The organism is Streptacidiphilus monticola, from assembly GCF_042658505.1.
GTDB lineage: Bacteria > Actinomycetota > Actinomycetes > Streptomycetales > Streptomycetaceae > Streptacidiphilus > Streptacidiphilus monticola.
On record NZ_JBHSQJ010000083.1, the window covers coordinates 71857 to 95681 of the forward strand.

Sequence of the window (23825 nt, forward strand, 5' to 3'; positions counted from 1 at the left end):
GGCGACACTGCCGAAGAGGCGGCCGAGAAGGCCGTGCGTGCCGCCGACGACGATCGCGTCCGCGGCGTACTCCTTGGCGACCTCTTCGAGCTCGTGGCAGATGTCGCCGCCCCGCTCGACGAGGACCCAGGGGATGTCGCTCAGGTAGTCCGCGCAGGCGAGTTCGAGTCCCAGCACCTCGGTCCGGTGATCGGGGACGTCCACGAACACGGGGGGCTCGCAGCCGGCCCAGACCGTCGCCGGAAGGCGGTTGGCCACGTGTACCAGCACCAGCCCCGCGCCCGAGCGGCGCGCCATGCCGACGGCGTACGCCAGCGCGCGCTCACTGGAGACCGATCCGTCGAAGCCGACGACGACACCGTGGAGGAAGGCGGGGTCGCAGGGCCGGGCCTGCTGCGACTGGGTCTCGAAACCGGGCATGGGCAAGTCGGCTCCTGACGCTGGCTTGCGTCTGCTCGGGGGGTCGGGGTGCTCGTAACCGGCCATGGCTGCGGACGTTTCGCGAGAGGGGATGCGGCAGGTGGGTGGGTTCTCTACAGGGTACGGCGACAATCGGTCCACGCCCAGATGCGGAGCGTACGGGGGCGCCGGTTCCCGCGAACTGGCGACGCGTACGCCGGAGCGCGCCCGGGGCGTGCATGGAGCATGCCTGAGCCGCGTCGTATGCGCAACGGTGCACCGTCCCGGGCGATTCGGAGGGGAAGCCGAGGCGATTCCACGACGAAAGCCCGGTGTATCGCACGGGTTTTCGGTCAAAGGACACCGATTCTTCACCGCATATGCCACCCGGCTGAAACCATTCCGTCATGCCACCCCTCATGCTGTTCGACCTGGACAACACCCTCGTTGATCGGAACATGGCATTCAAAGGCTGGGCCCAGCGGTTTCTCGCCGAGCACGGCTTCGATCCCCGGGACCTCGCCTGGCTCGCGACCCTCGACTGCGGGGGCTACTTCCCCCGCCCCGCCCTCTTCGGGGCCCTGCGCAGCCGCTACGGCCTGCGGACGTCGCTGGAAGAGCTGCAGGACGAGTACACCCGCACCATGACCGCCCTGATCCGGTGTCCACCGGCGCACGCCAAGGCCCTGCTCACCGCCCGGGAGAAGGGCTGGGTGCTCGGCATCGTGACCAACGGCGCGGTCGGTCCGCAGGAGGCCAAGATCCGGCGGACCGGACTGGCGGACCTGGTGGACGGCTGGGTGGTCTCGGAGGCGGTCGCCATCGACAAGCCCGATCCGCGGATCTTCCGGATGGCCGCCGACCGCTGCGGCATCCCGCTCCGCCGCCGCAACGGCGCGGCGTGGACCGAGCGCAGCTGGATGGTGGGCGACCATCCGCCCGCGGACATCGCCGGGGCGGCGCTCGCGGGCCTGAACAGCGCCTGGATCGAGCACGGCCGCCCCTGGGCCGAGCTGGGCTACCGGCCGACGCTCAGCGCCGCCGACCTTCCCGAGGCCGTGGACCGCATCCTGGCGGCGACCCCGGCCTGACAACCGCCGCCGTACGCGCCCCGCCTGACCCCTCGTCAGGCGGGGCGCCGAGCAGGCTCACCGGCGTCACCGGGACGGCTCAGGAGCGCAGCGCCTGCGGCGTGCCGGGAAAGCGCCACCACACCGACGTCCCGACCTCGCGGAAGCCCAGCCGCCGGTACAGAGGTTCACCCAGGAGCGTCGCCGTGAGCACGGCGGCGCGGCCGGGGTGGGCGTCCAGCACGGCGCGGACCAGGGTGCGTCCCACCCCGCGGCCGCGGTGCTCGGGGAGGACGGCGACGTAGTACAGGCCGACCGCCGCGCCGTCGTCCCAGCTCAGGCAGGCGCCGGCGGGGGTGCCGTGGCGCAGGGCCAGCCACTGGCGCAGGGCCGGGCCGCAGCGGGCCATCGCCTCGGGCGGGAACTGCGCGCCTCGGTGCCAGGGCAGCCGCGAGGGCAACGGGAAGCCCTGCACCACCACCCGCTCCACGTCGGCCAGTTGCGGCTCCGCCCCTGCCTCGTGGACCTGCACCTCCCCGGTCGGTACCGGCGTCCTCGGCTCCGACTCGGCTCCCGCCCCCGCCGCCTGACGCACCATCACCGCCGCGGGCAGGGCCGCCTCGCAGCCGTGGCGGGACAGGTCCAGCACGCGGTACGGGTCCTCCAGGTGCAGGGCGCGGGTGTCCCAGCGCCGGAACAGCTCCAGCAGTTCGGCCGTCAGCGCCCCCGGGTCGGCCGGCGCACGGGTCAGCAGCACCCGGTGGGCGCCCTCCGCGGGCCCCTCGCAGCGCACCGCGGTCCATGCGGGGCCCGACGCCGTCTGCCAGCCGTGGGCGGCCGCCCGGCCCAGCCAGAGCGCCGCCGCGTTGTCGTTGGCCAGTTCCAGTCCGCTGCGCGCCGCGATCCCGTCCGCATCCGCCACACTGCTCACGGCGCCCACCGTAGCCGTCGGCCGGTGCGGGGGCGCGCGGGCGGAGTAAGCAGCGTAGGGGGCGCGCGCCGGTCGCGCGCCGAGTGCGCCCCCCTCGCGCCTCAACGCCTCTTTTCGGTCAACTTCGGCACGCCTTCCCGGGGTTGGCCATCGTCCCAGCCCAGAGGCGCTGGTCCGGGCCGTAACCGGCCTCCGCGGCACTGCGCGCGCTGCGACAACTGGCCAGCGCTTCGCGCGCCCCCTTCCCTGGCGGACAGCGGGGTGTCAGTCTTCGTGATCGAATGCTTCACGCCAAATTGCCTTGTCGACATAGCGTCTGACGGAGAACCAGTCGCACCAGCCACTTCGGAACCAGTAGATTCGATCTTGACAAGCACGGGGCAGGACACGACAAGCCGCAGCCGAGTACCGGGGAACTCCGCATGCAGCGAAGGACGGGACGACCATGACAGCGAGGGGGGCCGGAGCGCCTTGAGCAGGGTCAGCAGGAGTACCGCCGCCGCGGACGACACGGACAGCTCACCCGGCGGCCCAGTCACCCCCCTCGGCGCGCCCACGGCCGGGTCGGCCGCCGCCCCCCGCAAGCTCTCCGGACGCCGCCGCCCGGAGATCGTCGCCGTGCTGCTGTTCAGCGGCGGGCCGATCTTCGAGAGCTCGATCCCCCTCTCCGTCTTCGGCATCGACCGCCAGGACAGCGGGCTGCCGCACTACCGGCTGCTGGTCTGCGCGGGCGAGGACGGCCCGCTGGCCACCACCGGCGGGCTCACCATGACAGCGCCGCACGGCCTGGAGGGGCTCTCCCGGGCCGGCACCGTCGTCGTCCCCGCCTGGCGCTCGCCCGCCCACGACGCGCCCCCCGAGGCGCTCGCCGCGCTGCGCAAGGCCCATGCCGAGGGGGCCAGGATCATCGGCCTGTGCACCGGCGCCTTCGTGCTCGCCGCGGCCGGCCTGCTCGACGGCCGCCCGGCCACCACCCACTGGATGTACGCGCCGACCCTCGCCAAGCGGTATCCCAAGATCCAGGTCGATCCGCGCGAACTCTTCATCGACGACGGCGACGTGCTCACCAGCGCCGGCACCTCCGCTGGCATCGACCTGTGCCTGCACGTCGTCCGCGCCGACCACGGCGCCGAGGCGGCGACCGCGCTCGCACGCCGACTGGTCGTGCCGACCCGGCGCAGCGGCGGACAGGCCCCGTACATCGACAGGTCTTTACCTGAGGAGATCGGCAGCGACCCGCTCGCCGAGGTGGTGACCTGGGCGCTGGACAACCTCAACAAGCAGTTCGACGTGGAGGCGCTGGCCGCCCGCGCCTACATGAGCCGGCGCACTTTCGACCGGCGCTTCCGGGCGCTGACCGGAAGCGCGCCGCTGCAGTGGCTGATCTCGCAGCGGGTGCTGCAGGCGCAGCGGCTGCTGGAGACCACGGACGTCTCCGTGGACGAGATCGCCCGGCGCTGCGGCTTCCGCTCCCCGGTCGCGCTGCGCGGCCACTTCCGCCGCCAGCTCGGCGTGTCCCCGGCGGTGTACCGCTCCAACTTCCGCTCCCGGAAGGCGGATTCGGTGCCGGAGCCGCGCACCGGGCCGGCCCCGACGGTGCCGCCGCAGGCCCGCGGCCCGCGCGGCGCCCGGCCCCGCGCGGGCAGCCGGGACCATGCGCCGGCGGAGGACGGCCGACCCCAGGCCGCGCTCGCCCACCCGGAGACCGCCCAGCTCGCCGTCCGTGCCTCGGCCCGGGACTGAGCCGGGCCCGGCCGTGCCAGGGGCGCACCGCGCCCCTGGGCGGCGCGTGGGCCGCGTGCGCGCCGACTTGCACGTCCGCGTACGACTGATCGACCATGACGGGTCAGTCCGATGCGTGAACAGGGAGCCGGCATGAACGACCGCATGGTGTGGATCGACTGCGAGATGACAGGACTGGATCTCGAGACGGACGCGCTGATCGAGGTCGCCGCGCTGGTCACCGACTCCGAGCTGAACGTCCTGGGCGAGGGCGTGGACATCGTGATCAAGCCCCCGGCGGAGGCCCTGGAGACCATGCCCGACGTGGTGCGCGAGATGCACACCTCCTCCGGCCTGCTCGACGAGCTGGCCTCGGGCGTCACCCTGGTCGAGGCCGAGGCGATGGTGCTCAACTACATCCGCGCCCACGTCCCCGAGGCGGGCCGCGCCCCGCTCGCCGGCAACTCCGTGGCCACCGACCGCGGCTTCCTCGCCCGCGACATGAAGGCCCTCGACGACTACCTGCACTACCGGATCGTCGACGTCTCCTCGATCAAGGAGCTGGCCCGGCGCTGGTACCCCAAGGCCTACTACAACAGCCCGAAGAAGGCCGGGAACCACCGCGCGCTCGCGGACATCCGCGAGTCGATCAACGAGCTGCGCTACTACCGGGAGACCGTCTTCGTCCCCGCCCCCGGCCCGGACGGCGACGCCGCGCGCGCGGTGGCCGAGAAGTACGAGAACTGACCCTTCCGAGGCCGCCCGCCGGCCCGGGCCCCACCTGGGGATAAGCCCCACCGGGGCGGAGCGAAAGCTGGTCGAGAGCACCCCCGGCGATCCTGTAGAGTTATCTCCGTCAGCGCGCGAGGCGGGCTGACGAACCAGATGGTGGGCGTAGCTCAGCTGGTAGAGCACTGGGTTGTGATCCCAGGTGTCGCGGGTTCGAGCCCCGTCGCTCACCCCACCGGACCGGGGCCCTGACGAATCGTCAGGGCCCCGGTCGCGTTCTGACCCCGTGTCAGCGGGAGGGCGCGACCCCGTGCCTCAGCTCGCGGCCTGCTTCACCAGGGCGAGGATCCTCGACTCGACCTCGGGCGTCAGCTCCTTCACGGCGAAGTAGACCGGCCACATGTCCCCGTCGTCGAGGTTCGCGCCGTCGCTGAAGCCGACGGTCGCGTAGCGGGACCTGAACTTCGCGGCGCTCTGGAAGAAGCAGACCATCCTGCCGTCCCTGGCATAGGCGGGCATGCCGTACCAGAGCTTCGGCGCCAGCTCCGGCACCTCGGTGGTGATGGCGGCGTGCAGCTTCTCGGCGATGATCCGGTCCTCGTCGCCGAACCCGGCGATCTTCTCGACCACCGCCGCCGCGTCGGCCGCCGCCTTGTCCGCCTTGCCGCCCTTGCGGGACGCGGCCGCCTTCAGCTCCCTGGCGTGGTCCCGCATCGCGGCCCGCTCCTCGGCCGTGAAACCGTCGTAGGACGCGGCGGCGGACGTCGCGGGCTTCTTCGTGTCGCTCATTGCGGGCTCCCCTGTGCGGTGGCGATCTCGACACCGATCATCGTAGGGAGCCCGCGGTCGCGGGGCTTCTCCGAAACTGACGGGCTGTCAGCTGAGTTCAGGCCGGCGGCCGCTCCGGATGCCGGTCGGCTTCGCCGTCCTCCAGGGCCGGCAGGACCAGGCCGCCGGCCTCCAGTTCGGCGTCCGCCTCGGCCTCCAGCTCGGCCCGCTCCTCCGCCAGCTCCTCGACGGCGGCGGGGCTGAGGCCTGACGCGCCGTCAGACTTCGGCGTGGAGGCGTCCAGGAAGCGCAGCAGCTCGACCGGGAAGGGCAGCACCAGGGTGGAGTTCTTCTCCGCGGCGACCTCGACCACCGTCTGCAGCAGCCGCAGCTGGAGCGCGGCCGGGGTGCTGCTCATGATGGTGGCCGCCTCGGAGAGCTTGCGGGACGCCTGGTACTCGCCGTCCGCGGTGATGATCCGGGCGCGCCGCTCACGTTCGGCCTCGGCCTGCCGGGACATCGAGCGCTTCATGGACTCGGGCAGCGCCACGTCCTTGATCTCGACGCGGTCGATCCGGATGCCCCAGCCCACGGCGGGGCTGTCCAGCATGACCTCCAGCCCCTGGTTCAGCGGCTCCCGGTTGGTGAGCAGGTCGTCCAGCTCGCTCTTGCCGATGATCGAGCGGAGGGAGGTCTGCGCGACCTGGGACATGGCGAAGGTGTAGTTCTGCACGTTGACCGTGGCCAGGACCGGGTCCTCGACCTTGAAGTAGACGACGGCGTCCACCCGGACCGTCACGTTGTCGCGGGTGATGCCCTCCTGCGCGGGCACCGGCATGGTGACGATCTGCACGTTGACCTTGCGCAGCCGGTCCGCGATCGGAACCAGCAGGGTCAGCCCCGGTGACCGGATCTGCTTGTGGACGCGGCCGAAGCGGAAGACGACACCCCGCTCGAACTGCTGGATCACACGGACGCCCATGGCCGCCCAGAGCGCGCCTGCGCCCAGCAGCCCGAGCAGCACGTCAACCGCGATCATCGCGATCACCCCGACTCGCCGAGGGGGCCCAGAACCCAGGCCCGTCACCGGCAACGCTACCCGCGTGGCCCTACCGCCGAACAGTGCGCCGCACCTTCAGGGGCGCTGGGGCCCCTGGCCGAAGGCTGGGGAGGAACTGCGCGACCGGCCCACCACTCGGGGAGGTCCGCCCCGTGTGCGAGTCGAACCTCCGCGGGGGGTGGGTTGCTCGCGCTTCCCCGCGCCCCAAGGGGGGCTGCAACTCACGCGCTGTCGCGGACGACGAGTTCCGTGCGGAGCAGCACCTGGCGGTGGGCGCGGTCGGGGGAGGCGATCTCGTCCAGCAGCAGGCGGGCCATCGTGCGTCCCATCTCCTCGCTGGGCTGGCGCACCGTCGTCATCGCGGGCTCCGTGTGCCGGGCCACCGGCGAATCGTCGAAGCCGACCACCGCCACGTCCTCGGGGATGCGTCGTCCGGCCCGGCGCAGCACCCGCATGGCGCCTGCGGCCATCAGGTCGGAGGCCGCGAAGAGGGCGTCCAAGTCCGGTGCGGAGTCCAGCAGTCGGGTCATCGCCCGCTCGCCCGCCTGCTCGGAGTAGTCGCCGTGGACCACCAGCGCGGACTCGTCGGCGGGGAGGCCGGCCTCGGTCAGGGCGCGGCGGTAGCCGTCGAGGCGGGTTCGGGCGCCCTCCATCTCCAGCGGGCCGGTGATGGTCGCGATCCGCCGCCGCCCGAGGGCCAGCAGGTGGCGCACCGCGGCCACCGCCCCGCCCAGGTTGTCGGAGTCGACATAGCTGAGCGGCTCCAGCTCCGAGCGGCGGCCGCCGAGGACGGTGGGCAGGCCGAGCTGCTCCAGCAGGTCGATGACGGGGTCCTCGGAGCGGACCGAGACCATCAGCACGCCGTCCACCCGGTGGCCGCTGAGGTAGCCGGCCAGGCGCTGCCGCTCGCGCTCGGTGCGGACCAGGATCAGCAGCAACTGCAGCTCGGTTTCCGAGAGTTCGCTGGCAACCCCGCGGATGATCTCGGCGAAGAAGGGCTCCGAGGCGATTCGGGACTCGGTCTCCGGGATCACCAGGGCCACGGCGTCGGCCCTGCTGGTGGCCAGGGAGCGGGCCGCCCGGTTGGGGACGTAGCCGAGTTCGGCGATGGCGGCCTCGACCGCGGCACGGGCCTGTTCACTGACCCCGGGCGCCCCGTTGACCACCCGGGAGACGGTGCCGCGTCCCACCCCCGCGCGCGCGGCCACCGCCTCCAGGGTGGGCCGCCCAGCGCTCTGCGCCATGTCCGCTCCTTCGTCCTCCGGACCCTCGCGGCCCCCGTCCGGCAGGGGCGCGCAGAGGCACAGCGTAGCGTGCGCATGACGGGAGCGCTCCCATGAAGTTTGCAGCAAGGCAGGGCGTACGTCTTGACAGCGCGTCAGAAGCACACCAGCATTCCGAGGCGAGGGAAATGGGAGCGCTCCCAGAGACAGGGGCCGCATCCACCACTTACCGCCGTACCAGGACTCAGCCATGGGAGCGCCCGCGAATGACCCAAGTCGAGACCCGTCCGAGCAGTGCCTCCGCCCCGCAGAGCCTGCCCCAGGGAGCGGAACTGCTGCGGTTCCCGCCTGACTTCCTGTGGGGCACGGCGACCTCGGCCTACCAGATCGAGGGGGCCGCCACGGAGGGCGGCCGGACGCCGTCCATCTGGGACACCTTCTCGCACACCCCCGGGCGCGTGCACCACGGCGACACCGGCGACATCGCCGTGGACCACGTGCACCGGTTCCGCGAGGACGTGGCCCTGATGAAGGAGCTGGGCCTGAAGGCCTACCGCTTCTCCCTCTCCTGGTCGCGCATCCAGCCGACCGGGCACGGCCCGGCCGTCGAGCGCGGCCTCGACTTCTACCGGCAGTTGGTGGACGAGCTGCTGGAGGCCGGGATCACCCCGGTCGCCACGCTCTACCACTGGGACCTGCCGCAGGAGCTTGAGGACGCCGGCGGCTGGCCGGTGCGGGACACCGCCGAGCGCTTCGGCGAGTACGCCGGTCTGGCCGCCCAGGCGCTCGGGGACCGGGTCCGCCACTGGACCACCCTCAACGAGCCCTGGTGCTCGGCCTTCCTCGGCTACGGCTCGGGCGTGCACGCGCCCGGCCGCACCGACGCCGCCGACGCGCTCCGGGCCGCGCACCACCTCAACCTGGCCCACGGGCGCGGCGTCGCCGCCGTCCGCGCGGCCGCGCCGGGCGCCGAGCTGTCCATCTCCCTGAACCTCCATCAGATCCGCTCGCTCACCGACTCGCCCCAGGACCTCGACGCGGCCCGCCGGATCGACGCGGTCGGCAACCGGGTCTTCCTCGGCCCGATCCTGCACGGCCGGTACGACGAGGACCTGCGCGCCGACACCGCCCACCTGGTGGACTGGGACCGCCTCGTGCAGCCGGGCGACCTGGCCGCCGCCTCGGCCCCGATCGACCAGCTCGGCATCAACTACTACGCGCCCACGCTGGTCTCCGGCGGCGGCAGCGGCAGGACCGGGGCCGACGGCCACGGCAACAGCCGCTTCTCCCCGTGGCCGGGCGCGGAGCGGGTCGACTTCCACCAGCCGCCGGGCGAGTTGACGGCGATGCGCTGGAGCATCGACCCCACCGGCCTGCGCGACCTGCTGGCCCGGGTCCACGCGGAAGCCCCGCAGCTGCCGATCTTCATCACCGAGAACGGCATCGCCTGCGAGGACTACCCGACGCCCGAGGGCGAGGTGCGCGACCCCGAGCGGATCGCGTACGTGCAGGGCCACCTGGCCGTCGTCCACGACGCGATCGCGGACGGGGTGCCGGTGCAGGGGTACTTCCTGTGGTCCCTGCTGGACAACTTCGAGTGGTCGTACGGCTATGCCAAGCGGTTCGGCATGGTCTACGTCGACTTCGCCACGCAACAGCGCACCCCCAAGAGCAGCGCCCGCTGGTACGCGGAGACGATCCGGCGCGGCGCCGTGGCCCGACCCGCACCCTGACCCCGGGTCGGACCGCGTGGAGGGGTCACGGGCGTGTCCGGTGCTGAGGGTCACCGAACACGCCCGTGACCTGCGGTGATGAGAGTCGTTGGACGCTACGTGCACGCTCTCGCCTCCGTGCTGGCGGCTGCGCCGGCACCCCCGCCGCCCCCTCCGCCCCACGAACCTGCCGAGCCCTCGCTCCTCTCCTGGCTCCTCCCCGTCCTCGCCGGCCTGACCCTGACCGCGTGCGCCTTCTGGAAACACAGGGGCCTGCCCGGCGGGCACTGATGCACCACGCGCAACCAGGCACCCCCAGGGGCGCGGGGAACCGCGCGGGCAGTCCACCTCGCAACGAGGTCCGACCCGATCAAGGGCCGGGCCTCCACAGTGGTGGGCTGGTCGCGCCGTTCCCCGCGCCCCTGGGGGTGCTGTCTTCTGTAAGCGCTTTCCGATCCGCAGGGCAGGCGCCTCAATCCGCCTGCTGTGTTCGGAAGTTGAACGCAGTAACCGGGGCTGGCGTTCACAAGTCACATCCGCGTAACGTCTACAACACATCCCCTTGCGTCGCCGCGAAAGCGGCCCTAGCTTCGTCGCAGCGCCCAGCCAGTAAGCGCTTACGGCAATCGCTCAGGATCCGCCTGGAAGGCACCCCGTGGATACACGAAGCAAATCCGACTCCGCGCCGACGATCTATGACGTCGCGCGTCGGGCGGGTGTGTCCATCGCCTCCGTCTCCCGCGTGCTCAACGACCGGGACAACCCCCGGCCGGTCACCCGGGACAAGGTGATGAAGGCGATCGCCGAGCTCGGCTTCGTCCCCGACGGGGCGGCGCGGGCGCTCAGCTCCCGGCTCAAGCACGTCGTCGGCGTGGTCTTCCGCCGCGTCTACGGCACCGACGACGGCGGCACCTTCGCCGACGAGACCGAGAGCCTGCTCTTCGGTGACCAGATCAACCGAGGCATCGAGATCGCGGCCGGCCGCCGCGGCTTCGACCTGCTGGTCTGCTCCGTCAACATCGACGAACGCACCCTGCCCAACCGGATCCTGACGATCGCCGGCAAGTGCGACGGCCTGATCCTGCACGACCAGGTGCTCTCCACCGCGGGGCTGGAGACCATCGCGCGGACCACCCCCGTGGTCACCCTGGCCGGCCAGCCCGGCATGGACGTGGCCAACGTCCGCAGCGAAAGCGCGGACAGCATGCGCGAGTTGGCCCGGCACCTGGTCGAGGACCACGGCTACCGCCGCCTCGCCTACATCGCCGGGCACGCGGACAGCCCGGACAACGTCGTCCGCGGCCGGTCCTTCACCGAGCAGGCGCAGTCCCTGGGCGCGGAAGTCCTCACCGGCCCTGCCTGGCAGGGCGACTACTCCGCCGCCGGGGGCGTGGAGATCGTCCGCGGACTGATCTCCCTCGGGGCCTCGCTGCCCCGCGCCATCGCCTGCGCCAACGACCAGACCGCCCTGGGCGTCATCTACGCCCTCGCCGAGCACGGCTTCGACGTCCCCGGGGATGTCGCCGTGACCGGGTTCGACGACCTGCCCTTCGCACGCCATCTCCGCCCGCAGCTGACCACGGTGCGTCAGCCCATCCAGGAGATCGGCGCCCGAGCCTTCGAGGTGCTCCACTCGATGATCACAGCTGACGCTTCGTCACCCGCCGGTCCGCCGGCGGAGATCGTGCTGCCCACCCGGATCGTCCGCCGCGAGAGCTGCGGCTGCCCGGCCGAACCGACGACCCCGCGCCTGTGGCGCCCCATAGGCTGAGGGAGCGGACGCCATGCGGACCCTGTTGCGCCGGCTCGGCTTCTACGTGCTCGCCGCGTATGCCGCCATCACCCTGAACTTCTTCCTGATCCGGCTGCTGCCCGGCAGCGCGCTGTCGAACATCCTGACCCAGCTGCGCGGTTCGAGCCTGTCCCCGGCCACCGTCAAGGCACTGGAGGAGGAGTACGGCGGGGGGCACTCCAGCACCTTCTCGCAGTACTTCACCTACGTCGGGCACCTCTTCAAGGGCGACTTCGGCACCTCGACCTCCAAGGGCGGCCCGGTCGTCGACGTGCTGACGTCGGACCTGCCCTGGACCATCGGCCTGGTCGGCTCGGCCACGATCATCGCCTTCGTGGCCGGCACCCTGGCGGGCATCGTGATCGGCTGGAAGCGCAACGGCTTCCTGGACGCGCTGCTGCCGATCGCGACCTTCTTCCAGTCGGTGCCGTACCTGGTCCTGGCCATCCTGATGATGCTGACCTTCGGCTACTACGGCGGCTTCTTCCCCTACGGCGGCAACTACGACACCAGCCGCAACGCGCACCTGACGGAAGGCTGGAACGGCCCCTTCATCGGCAGCGTGCTCCAGCACGGCACGCTGCCTGCGCTGACCGTGGCCCTCGCGTCGATCGCCGGCTGGATCATCGGCATGCGCAACATGATGATCACCACCATGGACGAGGACTACGTCCTGGTCGCCGCCGCGAAGGGCCTGCCGCAGTGGCGGGTTGCCGCGGTGGCGGCGCGCAACGCGATCCTCCCCGCGCTCTCCAACTTCGCGCTGTCGATCAGCCTCGTGGTGACCGGCTCCATCGTCACCGAGATCGTGTTCAGCTACCAGGGCGTCGGCACCGACATCAACAACGCGGTGCTCGCCGGCGACTACCCGCTGATGCAGGGCGTGCTGCTGGTCATCGTCTTCACGGTGCTCGCCATCAACTTCCTGGCGGACATCGCCTACGTCCTGCTCGACCCCCGCGCCCGCAAGGAGGCCTGAGCCATGCGCGCACTCCGCTCCCCCAAGGTGCTCACCGGCCTGGTCCTGCTGTTCGTCTTCGCCCTGCTGGCCTTCGTCGGCCCGCTGGTCGCCCCGCACTCCTCGGACTGGACCGTCGACCGGATCCACCACGTGCCGCTGGCGCCCAATGGGACCTACTGGCTCGGCACCGACCAGCAGCAGCACGACGTCTTCTCGATGGTGCTCAACGGCGGCCGGGACACCCTGCTCATCGCCTTCATCGCGGGCCTGGTGGCCACCGTCCTCTCCGTCGTCGTCGGCGTCACGGCCGGATACCTCGGCGGGCTGGTGGACGACCTGCTGACCGCCCTGGCCAACATCTTCCTGGCGCTGCCCGGCCTGATCATCCTGATGGTGATCATGAAGCCGCTGCCGCCGGAGGACACCGCCAACCCCTTCGTGATCGGCGCCGTCATCGCGCTCACCGGCTGGGCCTGGGGCGCCCGGGTGCTGCGCACCCAGACGCTGGCGCTGCGCGGCCAGGACTACGTCGAGTCCGCCAAGGTCATCGGCGAGCGCAAGTGGCGGATCATGCTCTTCGAGATCGTGCCCAACCTGCTTCCGATCCTGGCCTCGTCCTTCATCTTCACCGTCATCTACGGCATCGGTATCTTCACCGTGCTCACCTACCTCGGCCTGGTCCACACGACCGTCCCGAGCTGGGGTCTGATCATCAGTCAGGCCATCAGCCAGGGCGCCGTGATGGTCGGCCAGTGGTGGTGGTTCGTGCCGCCGGCGGTCTGCATCGCGCTGGTCGGCACCGCGCTGGCCCTGGTCAACTTCGGCATCGACGAGGTGATCAACCCCCGGCTGACCTCGGCCCGGGTGGGCCGCGGCAAGGGCGTCACCTTCCGCCTCGGAATGACCCCGGTGCTGCGCACCGCCCCCCGCGCCGTCCCGGCGACCACCCCCACCCCGTACGCGCCGACCGAGGAGGTCGCCAAGTGACCACGGCCACCCGCACCCGGGAACCCGTCCTGGAGATCCGCGACCTCTGCGTCGACTACGGCGTCGGCGAGCACGGCGTCCGGGCGATCACCGACGCCACGCTCACCCTGCACCGCGGCGAAGTCCTGGGCCTGGCAGGCGAGTCGGGCTCCGGCAAGTCCACCCTGGCCTACGCCGTCACCCGGCTGCTGCGCGCCCCCGGCGTGATCACCGGCGGCGAGGCGGTGTTCCACACCCGCGACGGCGAGGCGGTCGACCTCTTCGGGGCCGACGCCGCCACGCTGCGCCGGATCCGCTGGGACCAGCTCTCCGTCGTCTTCCAGTCCGCCCTGCACGCGCTCAACCCGGTGGCCCGGATCGACGTCCAGCTGACCGACGCGCTCAAGGCGCACCGCGCGCACATGACCGCGGACCAGCGCCGCGAGCGCGCGGCCGAGCTGCTGCGCCTGGTCGGCATCAACGAGGACCGGCTGCGCAGCTACCCGCACGAGCTGTCGGGCGGCATGCGCCAGCGCGTGATGATCGCGATGGCGCTGGCGCTGGAGCCGCAGGTCGTCATCATGGACGAGCCGACCACGGCCCTCGACGTGGTGACCCAGCGCGAGATCCTGGAGGAGCTGCTCCAGCTGAAGGACCGGCTCGGCTTCGCGGTCATCTTCATCACCCACGACCTGTCGCTGCTGCTGGAGCTGGCCGACACCATCGCCATCATGTACGCGGGCCGGCTGGTCGAACTGGCCGACGCCGGCGAGCTGTTCCACGCGCCGCGGCACCCCTACTCCTACGGGCTGCTCAACTCCTTCCCCGCGCTGCACGGCGAGCGGGTGCGGATGGAGGGCATCCCCGGTTCCCCGCCCGCGCTCAGCGCCATGCCGAGCGGCTGCGCCTTCCACCCGCGCTGCCCCTTCGCCATCGAGCGCTGCCGCCGCGAGACGCCCGAACTGGCCGTCCCCGCCGCCGACCTGAGCAGTCGTGTGGCCGCCTGCCACCTGCAGGACGGTCTGGAGACCGTCCCCGCCCCGCTCGCCCGAGCCCTTGGGAGCACCCTGTGACCGCCACCGACACCGCCACCGGCGTGGTGCACGGGCCCAAGCGCCCCGGCACCCCGGCCCTGGAGGCCCGCCGCCTGACCAAGCACTTCCCGGTCCACGAGGGCCTGCGCCGCGGCCGCGTGGTGCACGCCGTGGAGGACGTCTCGCTGGCCCTGCCCGAGGGCACCGTCACCGCCGTGGTCGGCGAGTCCGGCTCGGGAAAGTCCACCCTGGCCCGGCTGCTCACCCAGCTGATCACGCCGACCAGCGGCGAACTGCTGCTCGACGGCAAGCCGGTGGGCAGCAGCGCCAAGGAGCGCCGCGAGTGGACCAGCCAGGTGCACCTGGTGCTGCAGGACCCCTTCTCCTCGCTCAACGGGGTGCACAGCGTCCGGTACCACCTGGAGCGGCCGCTCAAGCTGCACCGCAAGGCCGCCGGCAAGGCCGAACTCGACGCGCTGGCACGCGAGTTGCTCGAGCGCGTGGCGCTGACCCCGGCCGACCGCTACATCGACAAGTTCCCGCACGAGCTCTCCGGCGGCCAGCGCCAGCGCGTGGCCATCGCCCGCGGCCTCGCCGTGCAGCCGCGCGTGCTGCTGGCCGACGAGCCGGTCTCGATGCTGGACGTGTCCATCCGCCTGGGCGTGCTCAACCTGCTCGACGAGCTGCGCGAGCAGGAGCGCCTGGCGATCCTCTACGTCACCCACGACATCGCCTCGGCCCGCTACCTGGCCGACACCGTCGTGGTGATGTACGCGGGCCAGATCATCGAGTCCGGCCCGGCCGTCCAGATCACCGACTCCCCGGCGCACCCCTACACCCAGCTGCTGCTCAGCGCGGCCCCCGATCCGAGCCGTACCGAGCAGGTGGAGCTGCGCGGCCGGGGCGCCCCGCCGAGCCTGATCGACCCGCCCCAGGGCTGCCGCTTCAACCCGCGCTGCCCCTTCGCGATGGATGTCTGCCGCACCCGGCAGCCCCCCGCGCTTCCGGTGGACGGTGGCGAACATGTCGCCGCCTGCTGGTTGTTGAGCCCCGACCACGCCTCGGCGTCGGTCGGCTGATCCGCACCGCACCACCCATGAGCATCGTCCGCCCCCGCGCCAACGGGGGCGGACGACGGAGCCCCGGAGGAGCTGCAACTCCGCCAGGGCGTGAATCCGAGCACCCCGCGGCACCACCTACAGCACGCACGAGCCGTCCGGACACAAGGAGCGTACGACAGTGAACCGCACCACCACCATGAGAGCGATCGGCGTCATCGCCGCCCTCGGCCTCGGCCTCACCACGGCTGCCTGCAGCTCCGACAGCAAGTCGCCCGGCGGCGGGTCCAGCAGCGGCTCCTCGGCCAGTGGCACCGCGCTGGTCGTCGAGTCCAACCCGGTCGCCTCCTTCACCGAGGACTTCAACCCGATCAGCACCAACTCGATCGGCCGCCTGGAGAACACCAGCTCGCTGATCTACGAGCCGCTGTTCCAGATCAACTCCCTGGACGCCTCCCAGGCCCCGATCCCGTGGCTGGCCGACAAGGCCGAGTGGTCCAACGGCAACAAGACCGTGACGATCACCCTGCACTCCGGCATCAAGTGGAGCGACGGCCAGGACTTCACCGCCGACGACGTCAAGTTCACCTTCGACCTGATCAAGTCGGACCCGGCGGCCAACGCCTTCGGCGCGCCGACGGTCAGCAGCACCAGCGTCACCAACCCGACGACGGTGGTGCTGAACTTCGACACCCCGCAGAAGGCGAACTTCGTCGCCATCGCGCAGCAGCTGATCCTGCCGCAGCACATCTGGAAGAGCATCACCAAGCCGGAGGCGGCGGTGGTCAAGGCCGCCCAGGCCATCGGCACCGGCCCCTACCTGGTCGACAAGTTCTCCTCGCAGCTGGTCACCTACAAGGCCAACCCCAGCTACTGGCAGGGCGAGCCCAAGGTCAAGTCCGTCAACCTGCCGGCCTACGCGGACAACAACGCGGCCTCCGCCGCGCTGGCCAAGGGCGACATCGACCTCACCGGCAACAACATCGCCAACGTGCAGACGGTCTTCGTCGGCAAGGACCCGCAGCACAACCACCTGTGGACCGACAAGGCCCCGTACTACCCGCAGGTCAACACGGTCTCCCTGCTGCTGAACAACAAGAGCAAGAACGCCCCGGAGCTGGGCCAGGCGGCGGTCCGCAAGGCCATCAGCGCCGCGCTCAACCGCCAGTCCTACGCCTCGCAGTGCGAGACCGACTACGAGCTCCCGGCCACCTCCTCCGGCGGCCTGACCGCGCCGGTCGACGGCAAGGTCATGAACTCCGCGCTCAACAACGACCTGAAGCCGACGGCCGACCAGGCCGCCGTGGACAGCCTGATGAAGGGCGCCGGCTACACCAAGGTGTCCGGCAAGTGGTCGAAGAACGGCAAGACCGTCAAGTTCAAGGTGACCGACCCGCAGCCGTACACCGACTACGCCTGCGGCGCCCAGGCCATCGCGAAGGACCTCACCACCGCCGGCTTCGACGTCACCGCCGACCTGGCGGCCGACCCGAACGCCTGGTCCACCGCGCTCGCCAACGGAAACTACGACGCCTCGATCCACTGGGGCCAGGGCTCGACCCCGTTCCAGAAGCTCCAGTTCACCGCGGACCCGCGGCTCACCGCGCCGCTGGGCCAGCCGGCGGCGAACAACCTGAACCGCTACGACAACCCCAAGGCGACCGACCTGTTCAAGGCCTACGAGGCCAGCACGGACGACGCGTCGGCGCAGGCGGCGCTGAACAAGATCCAGCAGCTGCTGTCCGACGACATGCCCTCGGTCCCGCTGCTGTACGGCGCGGCCTGGTACCAGTACACGGACGCCAACTTCACGGGCTTCCCGAACGCGGACAACCCGTACATGAACCCGGCCCCCAACAGCCAGGCCTGGGAGTACATCATCCTGAAGCTCGCTCCGAAGAGCTAGTCGCACGCCCCTAGGGGCGCGAGGAACTGCGCGAACAACCCGCCACTCGGGGAGGTTCGTCCCGCACGGGACCGGACCTCCCCGAGTGGCGCGTTCTCGCGCTGACGGTACGTCAGAACGTGCCGTCGGGTGGGGGTGGGGAGTCGGTGGCCGTGGCGTCCGTGGCCGGGCGGGCGCCGGCTTCGAAGTCGCGGGCGTCCGCGCCCGCCAGCAGGCGGGGGGCCGTCGCGTCCGCGGCCATCGCGCGCCGCAGCGCGCTCAGCGGAAGCGGGGCCGTGGACGCCAGCAGCACCAGGTTGCCGAAGCGCCTGCCCCGCAGCACCGCCGGGTCCGCCAGCACCGCCACCTCGCTGAACGCCGTTCGCAGCGTCGCCAGTTGGGCCCGCGCGAAGTCCAGCCTGCCGCCGTCGGCGATGTTCGCCGCGTAGAGCCCGCCGGGCGCGAGCGCGCGGGCGGCCAAGGTGGTGAACTCCACCGTGGTGCAGTGCGCGGGCACCCGCGCCCCGCGGAAGACGTCCGCGATGATCAGCTCCGCCCAGCCCTCCGGGGTCTTCGCCAGCACCTCCCGGGCGTCACCGCCGCGCACCCGGATCTGCCACGACCTGTCCAGGGGCAGCTCCCGGCGCACCAGTTCGGTCAGCCGGGTGTCGATCTCCGCCACCTGCTGGCGCGAGCGCGGCCGCGTCGCCGCGACGTAGCGGGGCAGGGTCAGCGCACCACCGCCGAGGTGCAGCACCGTGAGCGGACGCCCGGGCGGGGCCGCCGCGTCCACCACGTGTCCGAGCCGCCGCTGGTAGCCGAAGGTCAAGCGGGTCGGCTCGGCCAGATCCACGTGCGACTGCGGTGCGCCGTCCAGCAGCAGCGCCCAGGCCTGCGGGCGGTCCCGGTCCGGGACCAGTTCCGCCGTGCCCGAGTCCACCTCTGCCACGACCGCGCCGACCGTGCTGTTCTTCCGTGCCACCCGGCCAGTATGACTGCAGGTCAGCCCGGATCAGACGTCGTCCAGGGCGGCCAGCGTCCGCGCCGCCTCGTCGAGGGCCGCGTGCAGGCGGTCGGGGTCCGTCAGCGTGGAGCCGCCACTGGGCGGCAGCAGCCAGCTGCCCGCCTCCCCGGGGACCGGGAGATCGGTGCAGGAGGCCTCGGCCGGCAGCTCCCAGCCGGCCGCCGCGCCAGGCGGCACGAGGAAGGACAGCGTCGAGCTCGAACCGCCGTCGCCGCGGTGCAGCACCGCGCCGCAGCCGCCGCGCAGGCGCAGGATGTCGACGGTCTCCAGGCCCTGCCGCTCCGGCACGGTCACCACGTCGCAGGCCGCGACCGCCCGGCCGGTGGCACCGTACGGGGGGACATGGGCACGGGCGCCCTGACCGTGCGGGGCCTGCGCATGTGTGGCACGAACGAATTCCACCTGCACTGCGACCTCCTTGGCGGCCGGCGTGGTGCGCTGCCGACCTGGCTGGTTCGGTGTTGCTGCCTGATTCAACGCGCGAACCGCCCCGAGGCCACGGGTGGCGAGCCTGGCGGGGCATGGCATTTCATGGCGGATCAGCTGCGGGATGTCCGCTTTGTAGTGAAACCCTGGGTGTTCGACTCGTGACGCGGAGTAGGGTCTGGCAGCAGTTCAGACACAAGGGGCACCTGATGGCACAGAACTCACTCCCCATCCCTTCCCCCGTCCCGTTCCTGGCCTCCGTCCCGCAGCAGCGGCGTCCCAACGAGCGGATGCGGGCGCTGCGCGGCGGCCTGTCCGCAGGCGAGTTCGCCGCGGCCGTGCGCCGCGCGGCCCGGGAGATCGGCGAGCACGTCTCCTGCGACGCGCGCTACGTCGGACGGATCGAGTCGGGCGAGATCCGGTGCCCCAACTACGCCTACGAGCGGGTGTTCCGCCACATGTTCCCCGGCTCCTCCCTGGAGGACCTGGGCTTCGCCTCACGCACCGAGGCCCGGCGACGCCCTGCGCACCACGACGAGGAGAACGACGACGTGCAGCGACGCACGTTCCTGGCCGGCGCCCCCATGGCGCTGGCCGCGGCGGTCGGGCTGGACGCCCCGGCCCACGCCGGGACCGGGTCCCGGGTCGGCGCGAAGGAGGTCCGCGACGTCGAGGAGGCGGTGCGCCGCATCCGGCTGTGGGACGACGCCCACGGCGGCGACAGCCTCTTCGACCAGGCGGGCCAGGCCCTGCGGGCCGCGTACCGGCTGCTCAACTTCGGCAGCTACACGGCCCGGACCGAGCAGCGGCTGCAGTCCGGTGCCGGTGAACTCGCCATCTCCGTCGGCTGGTTGGCCCACGACTCGGGCCACTGGGCGGAGGCGCGCTCCTTCTACGCCGAGGCCCTCGCCACGGCGCGGATGGCCGACGACCCGGCGCTGGAAGCGCACTCCTTCTGCAACAGCGCCTTCCTGGCCCGGGACGCGGGCCGCCCGCGCGAGGCCGTGCGCGCGGCCCAGGCCGCCCGGAGCGCGGCGACGGGGCTGGGCTCGGAGCGGCTGCTGGCCCTGCTGGCGCTGCGGGAGGCCGGCGGCTGGGCGGTCCTCGGCGACCGGCGCGCGACGGAACGCGCGCTGCTGGAGGCGCACCGCCACTATGCGCGGGGCGCGCGGGAGGCCGACCCGGACTGGATGTCCTTCTTCAACGACGCGGAAGTGGCGGGCCTGGAGGCCCAGTGCTGGTCCGCGCTGGGCGAGTGGGACCGCGCGGTGGACCAGGCCGAGCAGGCGATAGCGCTGCAGCCGGTGCACTTCGTGCGGAACCGGGCCCTGTACACGGCGGAACTGGCCCACGACTGGCTCGGCCGCGGCGAGTTGGCCGCGGCGGCGGCCACGGGCCGCGACGCGGTCGCCCTTCTGACCGACGTGCACAGCACCCGCATCCGCAGGATGCTCGCCACGACGGCGGAGAGCCTGCGGCAGCATGGTGCCGTCCCGGAGGTCAGGGATTTCCTGCAGGAGCACGACCTGGTCCTTGCCGGATGACCTGAGGTCGCACTATCAGCGGCGCGGGCCGCAGGGGCACGGGCCACAGACCCGCCTGACCGGAGCCTCCGCGCCCGGCAGCACGCCGACGCTCGAACGTCTGCGGCCCGCGCCCCTGGAGGCTGCGCCTCATGAGAGGGGTGCGACCTGCGTCAGTGGAAAAGGTGAGCCATTGCCAGGCCGGCTGCGCCCAGCGGGATGGCCAGTCGTGGGGCTCGGCTCAAGGTGACGGTCTGCCAGGTCCCGTCCGGGACGCGGGAGGCGAGTTCGGCGCGGATCGCGTCCTCGAACAGCTCCACGGCGTCCAGCATCCTGCCGCCCCCAAGGGACACCTCGTCCACGTCCAGCAGGCGCACCAGGTTCGCCACCCCCACACCCAGCACCTGGGCCGCCTCCTCCGCGCGCCCCGCGCGCAGCGCGGTGAGGCAGACCGCCTCCAGGCAGCCGCGGGCCCCGCAGGCGCACAGGGGCCCGTCGCGGTCCACGCACTGGTGGCCGAACTCCCCCGCGTTCGTCCGGGCGCCCCGCTGCACCCGGCCGCCGAGTACCAGGCCCGCGCCGACGCCGTCCCCGAGATAGACGAACGCGCGGTTGTCCGAGCCGAGTTGGCTCAGCACACCCGCTGTCGTGTTCTTCTCGACCACCACCGGGAGCCCGCAGCGCGCCTGCATCTCCTCGCGCAGACGCAGGCCGCGCCAGCGCGGCAGACCGGTGACGTGGTGCAGGACGCCCTCCCGGGCGTCCAGCGGACCCGGCGCCGCCAGGCCCAGCCCCAGCACCTGCCCGTCCGTCACATCGGACGTCAACTCCGACGCCATTTGCGCCAGTTGGTCCAGCACCGGCCCCGGCTCACCGCGCAGGTCGACCGTCGCCCTGGCCTGCCCGGTGACCGTGCCGGCCAGGTCTACCCGGAGCAGCCGCAGCTCCTCCCGTCCCAGCTGCGCGCCCAGGGCCACGCGGGCGTCGGGGACCAGGCGCAGCAGCGTCCGCGGCTTGCCCGTGGCGCCCGCGACGCGCTCGCGGCCCGCCTCGGCCAACAGGCCCTCGTCCAGCAGTCGGGCCGCGATCTTGCTGATGGCCTGCGCGGTCAGGCCGGTCTCCGCCGCCAGCTCCACCCGGCTGACGCCGGCCCCGCCGCGGGCCCGCACGGCGCGGAGCACCGCGGCGTCGTTGCGGTCGCGCAGGAGGCTGAGATTGAACGCGGAGTCGGTGGCCACATGTCGATTATGTCGGAGCTTGCGAGTTAATCCACGCTGTTGTTTAACTGGGGCCATGGACTCCCCGCAGCTCAACGTCGGACTCATCGGTTACGGCCTGGCCGGTTCGGTCTTCCACGCGCCGCTGATCAGCACCACGCCCGGACTGCGGCTCTCGGCCGTGGTGACCGCCAACCCCGAGCGCCAGGCGCAGGTGCGCCGCGAGCACCCGGACGCGAGCGTGCTCGACAGCGCGGACGCGCTCTGGTCCGCGGCCCCGCACCTGGACCTGGTCGTCGTCGCCTCCCCCAACCGCACGCACATCCCGCTGGCCACCGCCGCGCTGGAGGCCGGCCTGCCCGTCGTCGTGGACAAGCCACTGGCCGGGACCGCCGCCGAGGGCGAGGAACTGGCACGCCTCGCCGAGGACCGCGGGCTGCTGCTGAGCGTCTTCCAGAACCGGCGCTGGGACGGCGACTTCCGCACGGTCCGCGAGCTGGTGGAGTCCGGGCGGCTGGGCACGGTGCGCCGCCTGGAGTCCCGCTTCGAGCGGTGGCGCCCGCAACTGAAGGGCGGCTGGCGCGAGTTGGGAGATCCGGCGGAGGTCGGCGGGCTGCTCTACGACCTCGGCGCGCACCTGGTCGACCAGGCGCTGACGCTGTTCGGCCCCGCCGTCCGCGTCTACGCCGAGCTGGACGTCCGCCGGGCCGGGGCGCAGACGGACGACGACAGCTTCGTCGCGCTGACCCACGCCGACGGAACCCGCTCACACCTGTGGATGAGCGCGACGGCGGCTCAACTCGGCCCGCGTTTCCGGGTGCTGGGGTCGGAGGCCGCCTACGTCAGCCACGGCTTGGACGGCCAGGAGGACGCGCTGCGCTCCGGCAGCACGCCGGCCGACGCCGACTGGGGCATCACCCCGCGCGAGCGGTGGGGAACCCTGGTGGCCGGGGACTCCGTCGAGCCGGTGGAGACCCTTCCGGGGGCCTACCAGGACTACTACGCGGCCGTCGCCGAGGCGCTGCGCGGCAGGGCCGCGGTGCCGGTCGAGCCGCGCGACGCGGTGGAGGCGCTGCGCGTCCTGGAGGCGGCGCGGCGTTCGGCGCAGAGCGGGGAGACGGTGTCGCTGTGAGTCTGACGATCAACGAACTGGAGGAGCAGCAGCGGGAGTTGCAGCTCCCGTCGTTCGGCCTGGACGACGCCTGGCGGCTGGGCTCGCTGATCGTCGGCCTGGCCCGGGAACGGGGCCTTGCCGTCACCGCGGACATCCGCCACGGCGAGCAACAGGCCTTCCACGCGGCGCTGCCGGGGACGAGCCCGGACAACGACGACTGGATCCGCCGGAAGGCGGCCGTGGTCCGCCGCTTCGGGGAGGCGTCGTACCTGGTGGGCGAGCGCTTCCGGCAGAAGGGGAGGCCCTTCGATCTCGACCCGGCCCGGTACGCCGCGCACGGCGGTTCCTTCCCGCTGCTGGTCCGCGGCACGGGCCCGGTCGGCACGGTCACCGTCTCCGGTCTGCCGCAGCTGGACGACCACCTGTTCGTGGTGGAGTGCCTGCGGCGGTTTCTGACCGAGCGTTAGGCCCGGGTCAGGCCCCGTCCCTACAGATGCGCGGAATCGTTCCAGCGCTCGACGGCGCGGGCGCCGTACTCCCAGGTCAGCACGGAAAGCGTGGCCGGACCCAGCTTCAGCCGCTGCGCGAACGCGGGCGGCAGCCCGAGCCAGCGCGCGGTGAGGATCCGGAGCAGATGGCCGTGGGCGACCACCACCAGGTCGCGGTCGGCCGGGTGCATGACCGTGGTGTCCGGGTCGGGGACGCCGGCCTCCGCGTCCGCCCAGGCCAGGAAGTCGTCCACGCGGCCGCTGACGTCGGCCAGCGCCTCCCCGTCCGGGACGCCGTCGCGCCAGATGAGCCAGCCCGGCTGGTGCTCGGCGCGGATCTGAGGGCCCGTCAGCCCCTCGTAGCGGCCGTAGTCCCACTCCAGCAGCCGGTCGTCGGTCCGCAGCCGGTCGCCGAAGCCGGCCAGCTCGGCCGTCTCCCGGGCCCGGGACAGCGGGCTGACCCGGACCAGCGCGTCCTGCAGCCCGTCCCAGGGGGCGCGCTTCAGCCGGTCGCCCAGGCGGCGGGCCATGTCCCGGCCCTCCTCGGTGAGCGGGACGTCCGTCCGGCCCGTGTGCTGTCCGCCGCGCGACCAGGCGGTCTCGCCGTGACGGACCAGGAGCAGGCGCATGGGCATGGGTGGATCCTCCGAAGGGGCGGGACGGTGGGGGCTGCCGCTCCTATGATCCCGCACGTCGTCCGAGGTCCGGGCAGCAGCCCGGCGC

General features: G+C 72.4%; 22 protein-coding genes and 1 tRNA gene. 14 read left to right on the forward strand and 9 right to left on the reverse strand.

Annotation, left to right across the window (positions count from 1 at the left end; all coding sequences use genetic code 11):
* On the reverse strand, positions 1 to 486 hold a 486-nt coding region (locus ACFP3V_RS20310), incomplete at its 3' end, for a universal stress protein (protein ID WP_380585436.1).
* Positions 487 to 806: 320 nt separating this feature from the next.
* On the opposite strand from ACFP3V_RS20310, the gene ACFP3V_RS20315 reads away from it, so the two are divergent.
* A complete protein-coding gene (locus ACFP3V_RS20315) occupies positions 807 to 1490 on the forward strand; it encodes an HAD family hydrolase (protein ID WP_380585438.1) in 684 nt (227 codons plus the stop codon).
* Positions 1491 to 1569: 79 nt separating this feature from the next.
* Here the strand turns inward: ACFP3V_RS20315 and ACFP3V_RS20320 are convergent, their stop codons facing one another.
* The gene (locus tag ACFP3V_RS20320) at positions 1570 to 2400 is read right to left on the reverse strand and encodes a GNAT family N-acetyltransferase (protein ID WP_380585440.1); all 831 of its coding nucleotides are present in this window, start codon (positions 2398 to 2400) and stop codon (positions 1570 to 1572) included.
* A gap of 609 nt (positions 2401 to 3009) precedes the next feature.
* Between ACFP3V_RS20320 and ACFP3V_RS20325 the strand changes: the two genes are divergently transcribed.
* The 3 genes from ACFP3V_RS20325 to ACFP3V_RS20335 all read left to right on the forward strand — a co-directional run bounded on the left by ACFP3V_RS20325 (position 3010) and on the right by ACFP3V_RS20335 (position 5086).
* Positions 3010 to 4143: a GlxA family transcriptional regulator gene (locus tag ACFP3V_RS20325; protein ID WP_380585542.1), complete on the forward strand. Its 1134-nt coding sequence runs from the start codon at positions 3010 to 3012 to the stop codon at positions 4141 to 4143.
* Positions 4144 to 4275: 132 nt separating this feature from the next.
* A complete protein-coding gene (gene orn / locus ACFP3V_RS20330; RefSeq protein WP_380585442.1) occupies positions 4276 to 4869 on the forward strand; it encodes an oligoribonuclease in 594 nt (197 codons plus the stop codon).
* Between the two features lie 141 nt (positions 4870 to 5010).
* Positions 5011 to 5086, forward strand: a tRNA-His gene (locus ACFP3V_RS20335).
* 80 nt (positions 5087 to 5166) lie between these two features.
* On the opposite strand, the gene ACFP3V_RS20340 is transcribed toward ACFP3V_RS20335, so the two are convergent.
* The 3 genes from ACFP3V_RS20340 to ACFP3V_RS20350 all read right to left on the reverse strand — a co-directional run bounded on the left by ACFP3V_RS20340 (position 5167) and on the right by ACFP3V_RS20350 (position 7923).
* A complete protein-coding gene (locus ACFP3V_RS20340) occupies positions 5167 to 5640 on the reverse strand; it encodes an iron chaperone (protein ID WP_380585444.1) in 474 nt (157 codons plus the stop codon).
* A 97-nt stretch (positions 5641 to 5737) separates the two neighbouring features.
* Positions 5738 to 6658 (reverse strand): slipin family protein, encoded by a 921-nt coding sequence (locus tag ACFP3V_RS20345; protein ID WP_380585446.1) that lies wholly within the window; start codon positions 6656 to 6658, stop codon positions 5738 to 5740.
* A gap of 242 nt (positions 6659 to 6900) precedes the next feature.
* Entirely contained in the window at positions 6901 to 7923 is a 1023-nt protein-coding gene (locus ACFP3V_RS20350) for a LacI family DNA-binding transcriptional regulator (protein ID WP_380585448.1), read from the reverse strand.
* 245 nt (positions 7924 to 8168) lie between these two features.
* On the opposite strand from ACFP3V_RS20350, the gene ACFP3V_RS20355 reads away from it, so the two are divergent.
* The 7 genes from ACFP3V_RS20355 to ACFP3V_RS20385 all read left to right on the forward strand — a co-directional run bounded on the left by ACFP3V_RS20355 (position 8169) and on the right by ACFP3V_RS20385 (position 17331).
* Positions 8169 to 9635 (forward strand): GH1 family beta-glucosidase, encoded by a 1467-nt coding sequence (locus ACFP3V_RS20355; RefSeq protein ID WP_380585450.1) that lies wholly within the window; start codon positions 8169 to 8171, stop codon positions 9633 to 9635.
* Between the two features lie 634 nt (positions 9636 to 10269).
* A complete protein-coding gene (locus tag ACFP3V_RS20360) occupies positions 10270 to 11385 on the forward strand; it encodes a LacI family DNA-binding transcriptional regulator (RefSeq protein WP_380585452.1) in 1116 nt (371 codons plus the stop codon).
* 13 nt (positions 11386 to 11398) lie between these two features.
* Complete coding sequence (locus tag ACFP3V_RS20365; RefSeq protein WP_380585454.1) at positions 11399 to 12385, forward strand: ABC transporter permease; 987 nt, start codon at positions 11399 to 11401, stop codon at positions 12383 to 12385.
* A gap of 3 nt (positions 12386 to 12388) precedes the next feature.
* Positions 12389 to 13354, forward strand: coding sequence for an ABC transporter permease (locus tag ACFP3V_RS20370; RefSeq protein WP_380585456.1), 966 nt, complete (start codon positions 12389 to 12391; stop codon positions 13352 to 13354).
* Positions 13351 to 14406, forward strand: coding sequence for an ABC transporter ATP-binding protein (locus tag ACFP3V_RS20375; RefSeq protein WP_380585458.1), 1056 nt, complete (start codon positions 13351 to 13353; stop codon positions 14404 to 14406). Before ACFP3V_RS20370 ends, ACFP3V_RS20375 begins: the two co-directional genes overlap by 4 nt.
* Entirely contained in the window at positions 14403 to 15446 is a 1044-nt protein-coding gene (locus tag ACFP3V_RS20380) for an ABC transporter ATP-binding protein (RefSeq protein WP_380585460.1), read from the forward strand. Before ACFP3V_RS20375 ends, ACFP3V_RS20380 begins: the two co-directional genes overlap by 4 nt.
* 160 nt (positions 15447 to 15606) lie before the next feature.
* The gene (locus ACFP3V_RS20385) at positions 15607 to 17331 is read left to right on the forward strand and encodes an ABC transporter substrate-binding protein (protein WP_380585462.1); all 1725 of its coding nucleotides are present in this window, start codon (positions 15607 to 15609) and stop codon (positions 17329 to 17331) included.
* A 112-nt stretch (positions 17332 to 17443) separates the two neighbouring features.
* Here ACFP3V_RS20385 and ACFP3V_RS20390 read toward each other — a convergent pair whose 3' ends face one another.
* Both ACFP3V_RS20390 and ACFP3V_RS20395 read right to left on the reverse strand, forming a co-directional pair.
* A complete protein-coding gene (locus ACFP3V_RS20390; protein WP_380585464.1) occupies positions 17444 to 18292 on the reverse strand; it encodes a spermidine synthase in 849 nt (282 codons plus the stop codon).
* A gap of 30 nt (positions 18293 to 18322) precedes the next feature.
* Positions 18323 to 18736, reverse strand: coding sequence for a hypothetical protein (locus tag ACFP3V_RS20395; protein WP_380585466.1), 414 nt, complete (start codon positions 18734 to 18736; stop codon positions 18323 to 18325).
* Between the two features lie 233 nt (positions 18737 to 18969).
* Between ACFP3V_RS20395 and ACFP3V_RS20400 the strand changes: the two genes are divergently transcribed.
* Complete coding sequence (locus tag ACFP3V_RS20400) at positions 18970 to 20304, forward strand: tetratricopeptide repeat protein (protein ID WP_380585468.1); 1335 nt, start codon at positions 18970 to 18972, stop codon at positions 20302 to 20304.
* Positions 20305 to 20456: 152 nt separating this feature from the next.
* Here the strand turns inward: ACFP3V_RS20400 and ACFP3V_RS20405 are convergent, their stop codons facing one another.
* A complete protein-coding gene (locus ACFP3V_RS20405) occupies positions 20457 to 21521 on the reverse strand; it encodes an ROK family transcriptional regulator (RefSeq protein WP_380585470.1) in 1065 nt (354 codons plus the stop codon).
* A 55-nt stretch (positions 21522 to 21576) separates the two neighbouring features.
* Here ACFP3V_RS20405 and ACFP3V_RS20410 point away from each other — a divergent pair, with 55 nt between their 5' ends.
* Together ACFP3V_RS20410 and ACFP3V_RS20415 are read left to right on the forward strand one after the other, a co-directional pair.
* Positions 21577 to 22632 (forward strand): Gfo/Idh/MocA family oxidoreductase, encoded by a 1056-nt coding sequence (locus ACFP3V_RS20410; protein ID WP_380585472.1) that lies wholly within the window; start codon positions 21577 to 21579, stop codon positions 22630 to 22632.
* Positions 22629 to 23081, forward strand: coding sequence for a heme-degrading domain-containing protein (locus ACFP3V_RS20415; RefSeq protein WP_380585474.1), 453 nt, complete (start codon positions 22629 to 22631; stop codon positions 23079 to 23081). The genes ACFP3V_RS20410 and ACFP3V_RS20415 overlap by 4 nt, the downstream gene beginning before the upstream one ends.
* Positions 23082 to 23101: 20 nt before the next feature.
* Here the strand turns inward: ACFP3V_RS20415 and ACFP3V_RS20420 are convergent, their stop codons facing one another.
* Positions 23102 to 23737 carry a histidine phosphatase family protein gene (locus ACFP3V_RS20420; RefSeq protein ID WP_380585476.1) on the reverse strand — a complete coding sequence of 212 codons (636 nt, stop codon included), beginning with the start codon at positions 23735 to 23737 and terminating at the stop codon, positions 23102 to 23104.
* Positions 23738 to 23825 lie beyond the last annotated feature (88 nt).

Bases quoted from the DNA above. Each gene is read 5' to 3' on its own strand.
- ACFP3V_RS20315 (WP_380585438.1), top strand. From the start codon at position 807: ATGCCACCCCTCATGCTGTTCGACCTGGACAACACCCTCGTTGATCGG.
- orn (WP_380585442.1), top strand. From the start codon at position 4,276: ATGAACGACCGCATGGTGTGGATCGACTGCGAGATGACAGGACTGGAT.
- ACFP3V_RS20340 (WP_380585444.1), bottom strand. From the start codon at position 5,640: ATGAGCGACACGAAGAAGCCCGCGACGTCCGCCGCCGCGTCCTACGAC.
- ACFP3V_RS20345 (WP_380585446.1), bottom strand. From the start codon at position 6,658: ATGATCGCGGTTGACGTGCTGCTCGGGCTGCTGGGCGCAGGCGCGCTC.
- ACFP3V_RS20350 (WP_380585448.1), bottom strand. From the start codon at position 7,923: ATGGCGCAGAGCGCTGGGCGGCCCACCCTGGAGGCGGTGGCCGCGCGC.
- ACFP3V_RS20355 (WP_380585450.1), top strand. From the start codon at position 8,169: ATGACCCAAGTCGAGACCCGTCCGAGCAGTGCCTCCGCCCCGCAGAGC.
- ACFP3V_RS20365 (WP_380585454.1), top strand. From the start codon at position 11,399: ATGCGGACCCTGTTGCGCCGGCTCGGCTTCTACGTGCTCGCCGCGTAT.
- ACFP3V_RS20370 (WP_380585456.1), top strand. From the start codon at position 12,389: ATGCGCGCACTCCGCTCCCCCAAGGTGCTCACCGGCCTGGTCCTGCTG.
- ACFP3V_RS20400 (WP_380585468.1), top strand. From the start codon at position 18,970: ATGGCACAGAACTCACTCCCCATCCCTTCCCCCGTCCCGTTCCTGGCC.
- ACFP3V_RS20410 (WP_380585472.1), top strand. From the start codon at position 21,577: ATGGACTCCCCGCAGCTCAACGTCGGACTCATCGGTTACGGCCTGGCC.
- ACFP3V_RS20420 (WP_380585476.1), bottom strand. From the start codon at position 23,737: ATGCCCATGCGCCTGCTCCTGGTCCGTCACGGCGAGACCGCCTGGTCG.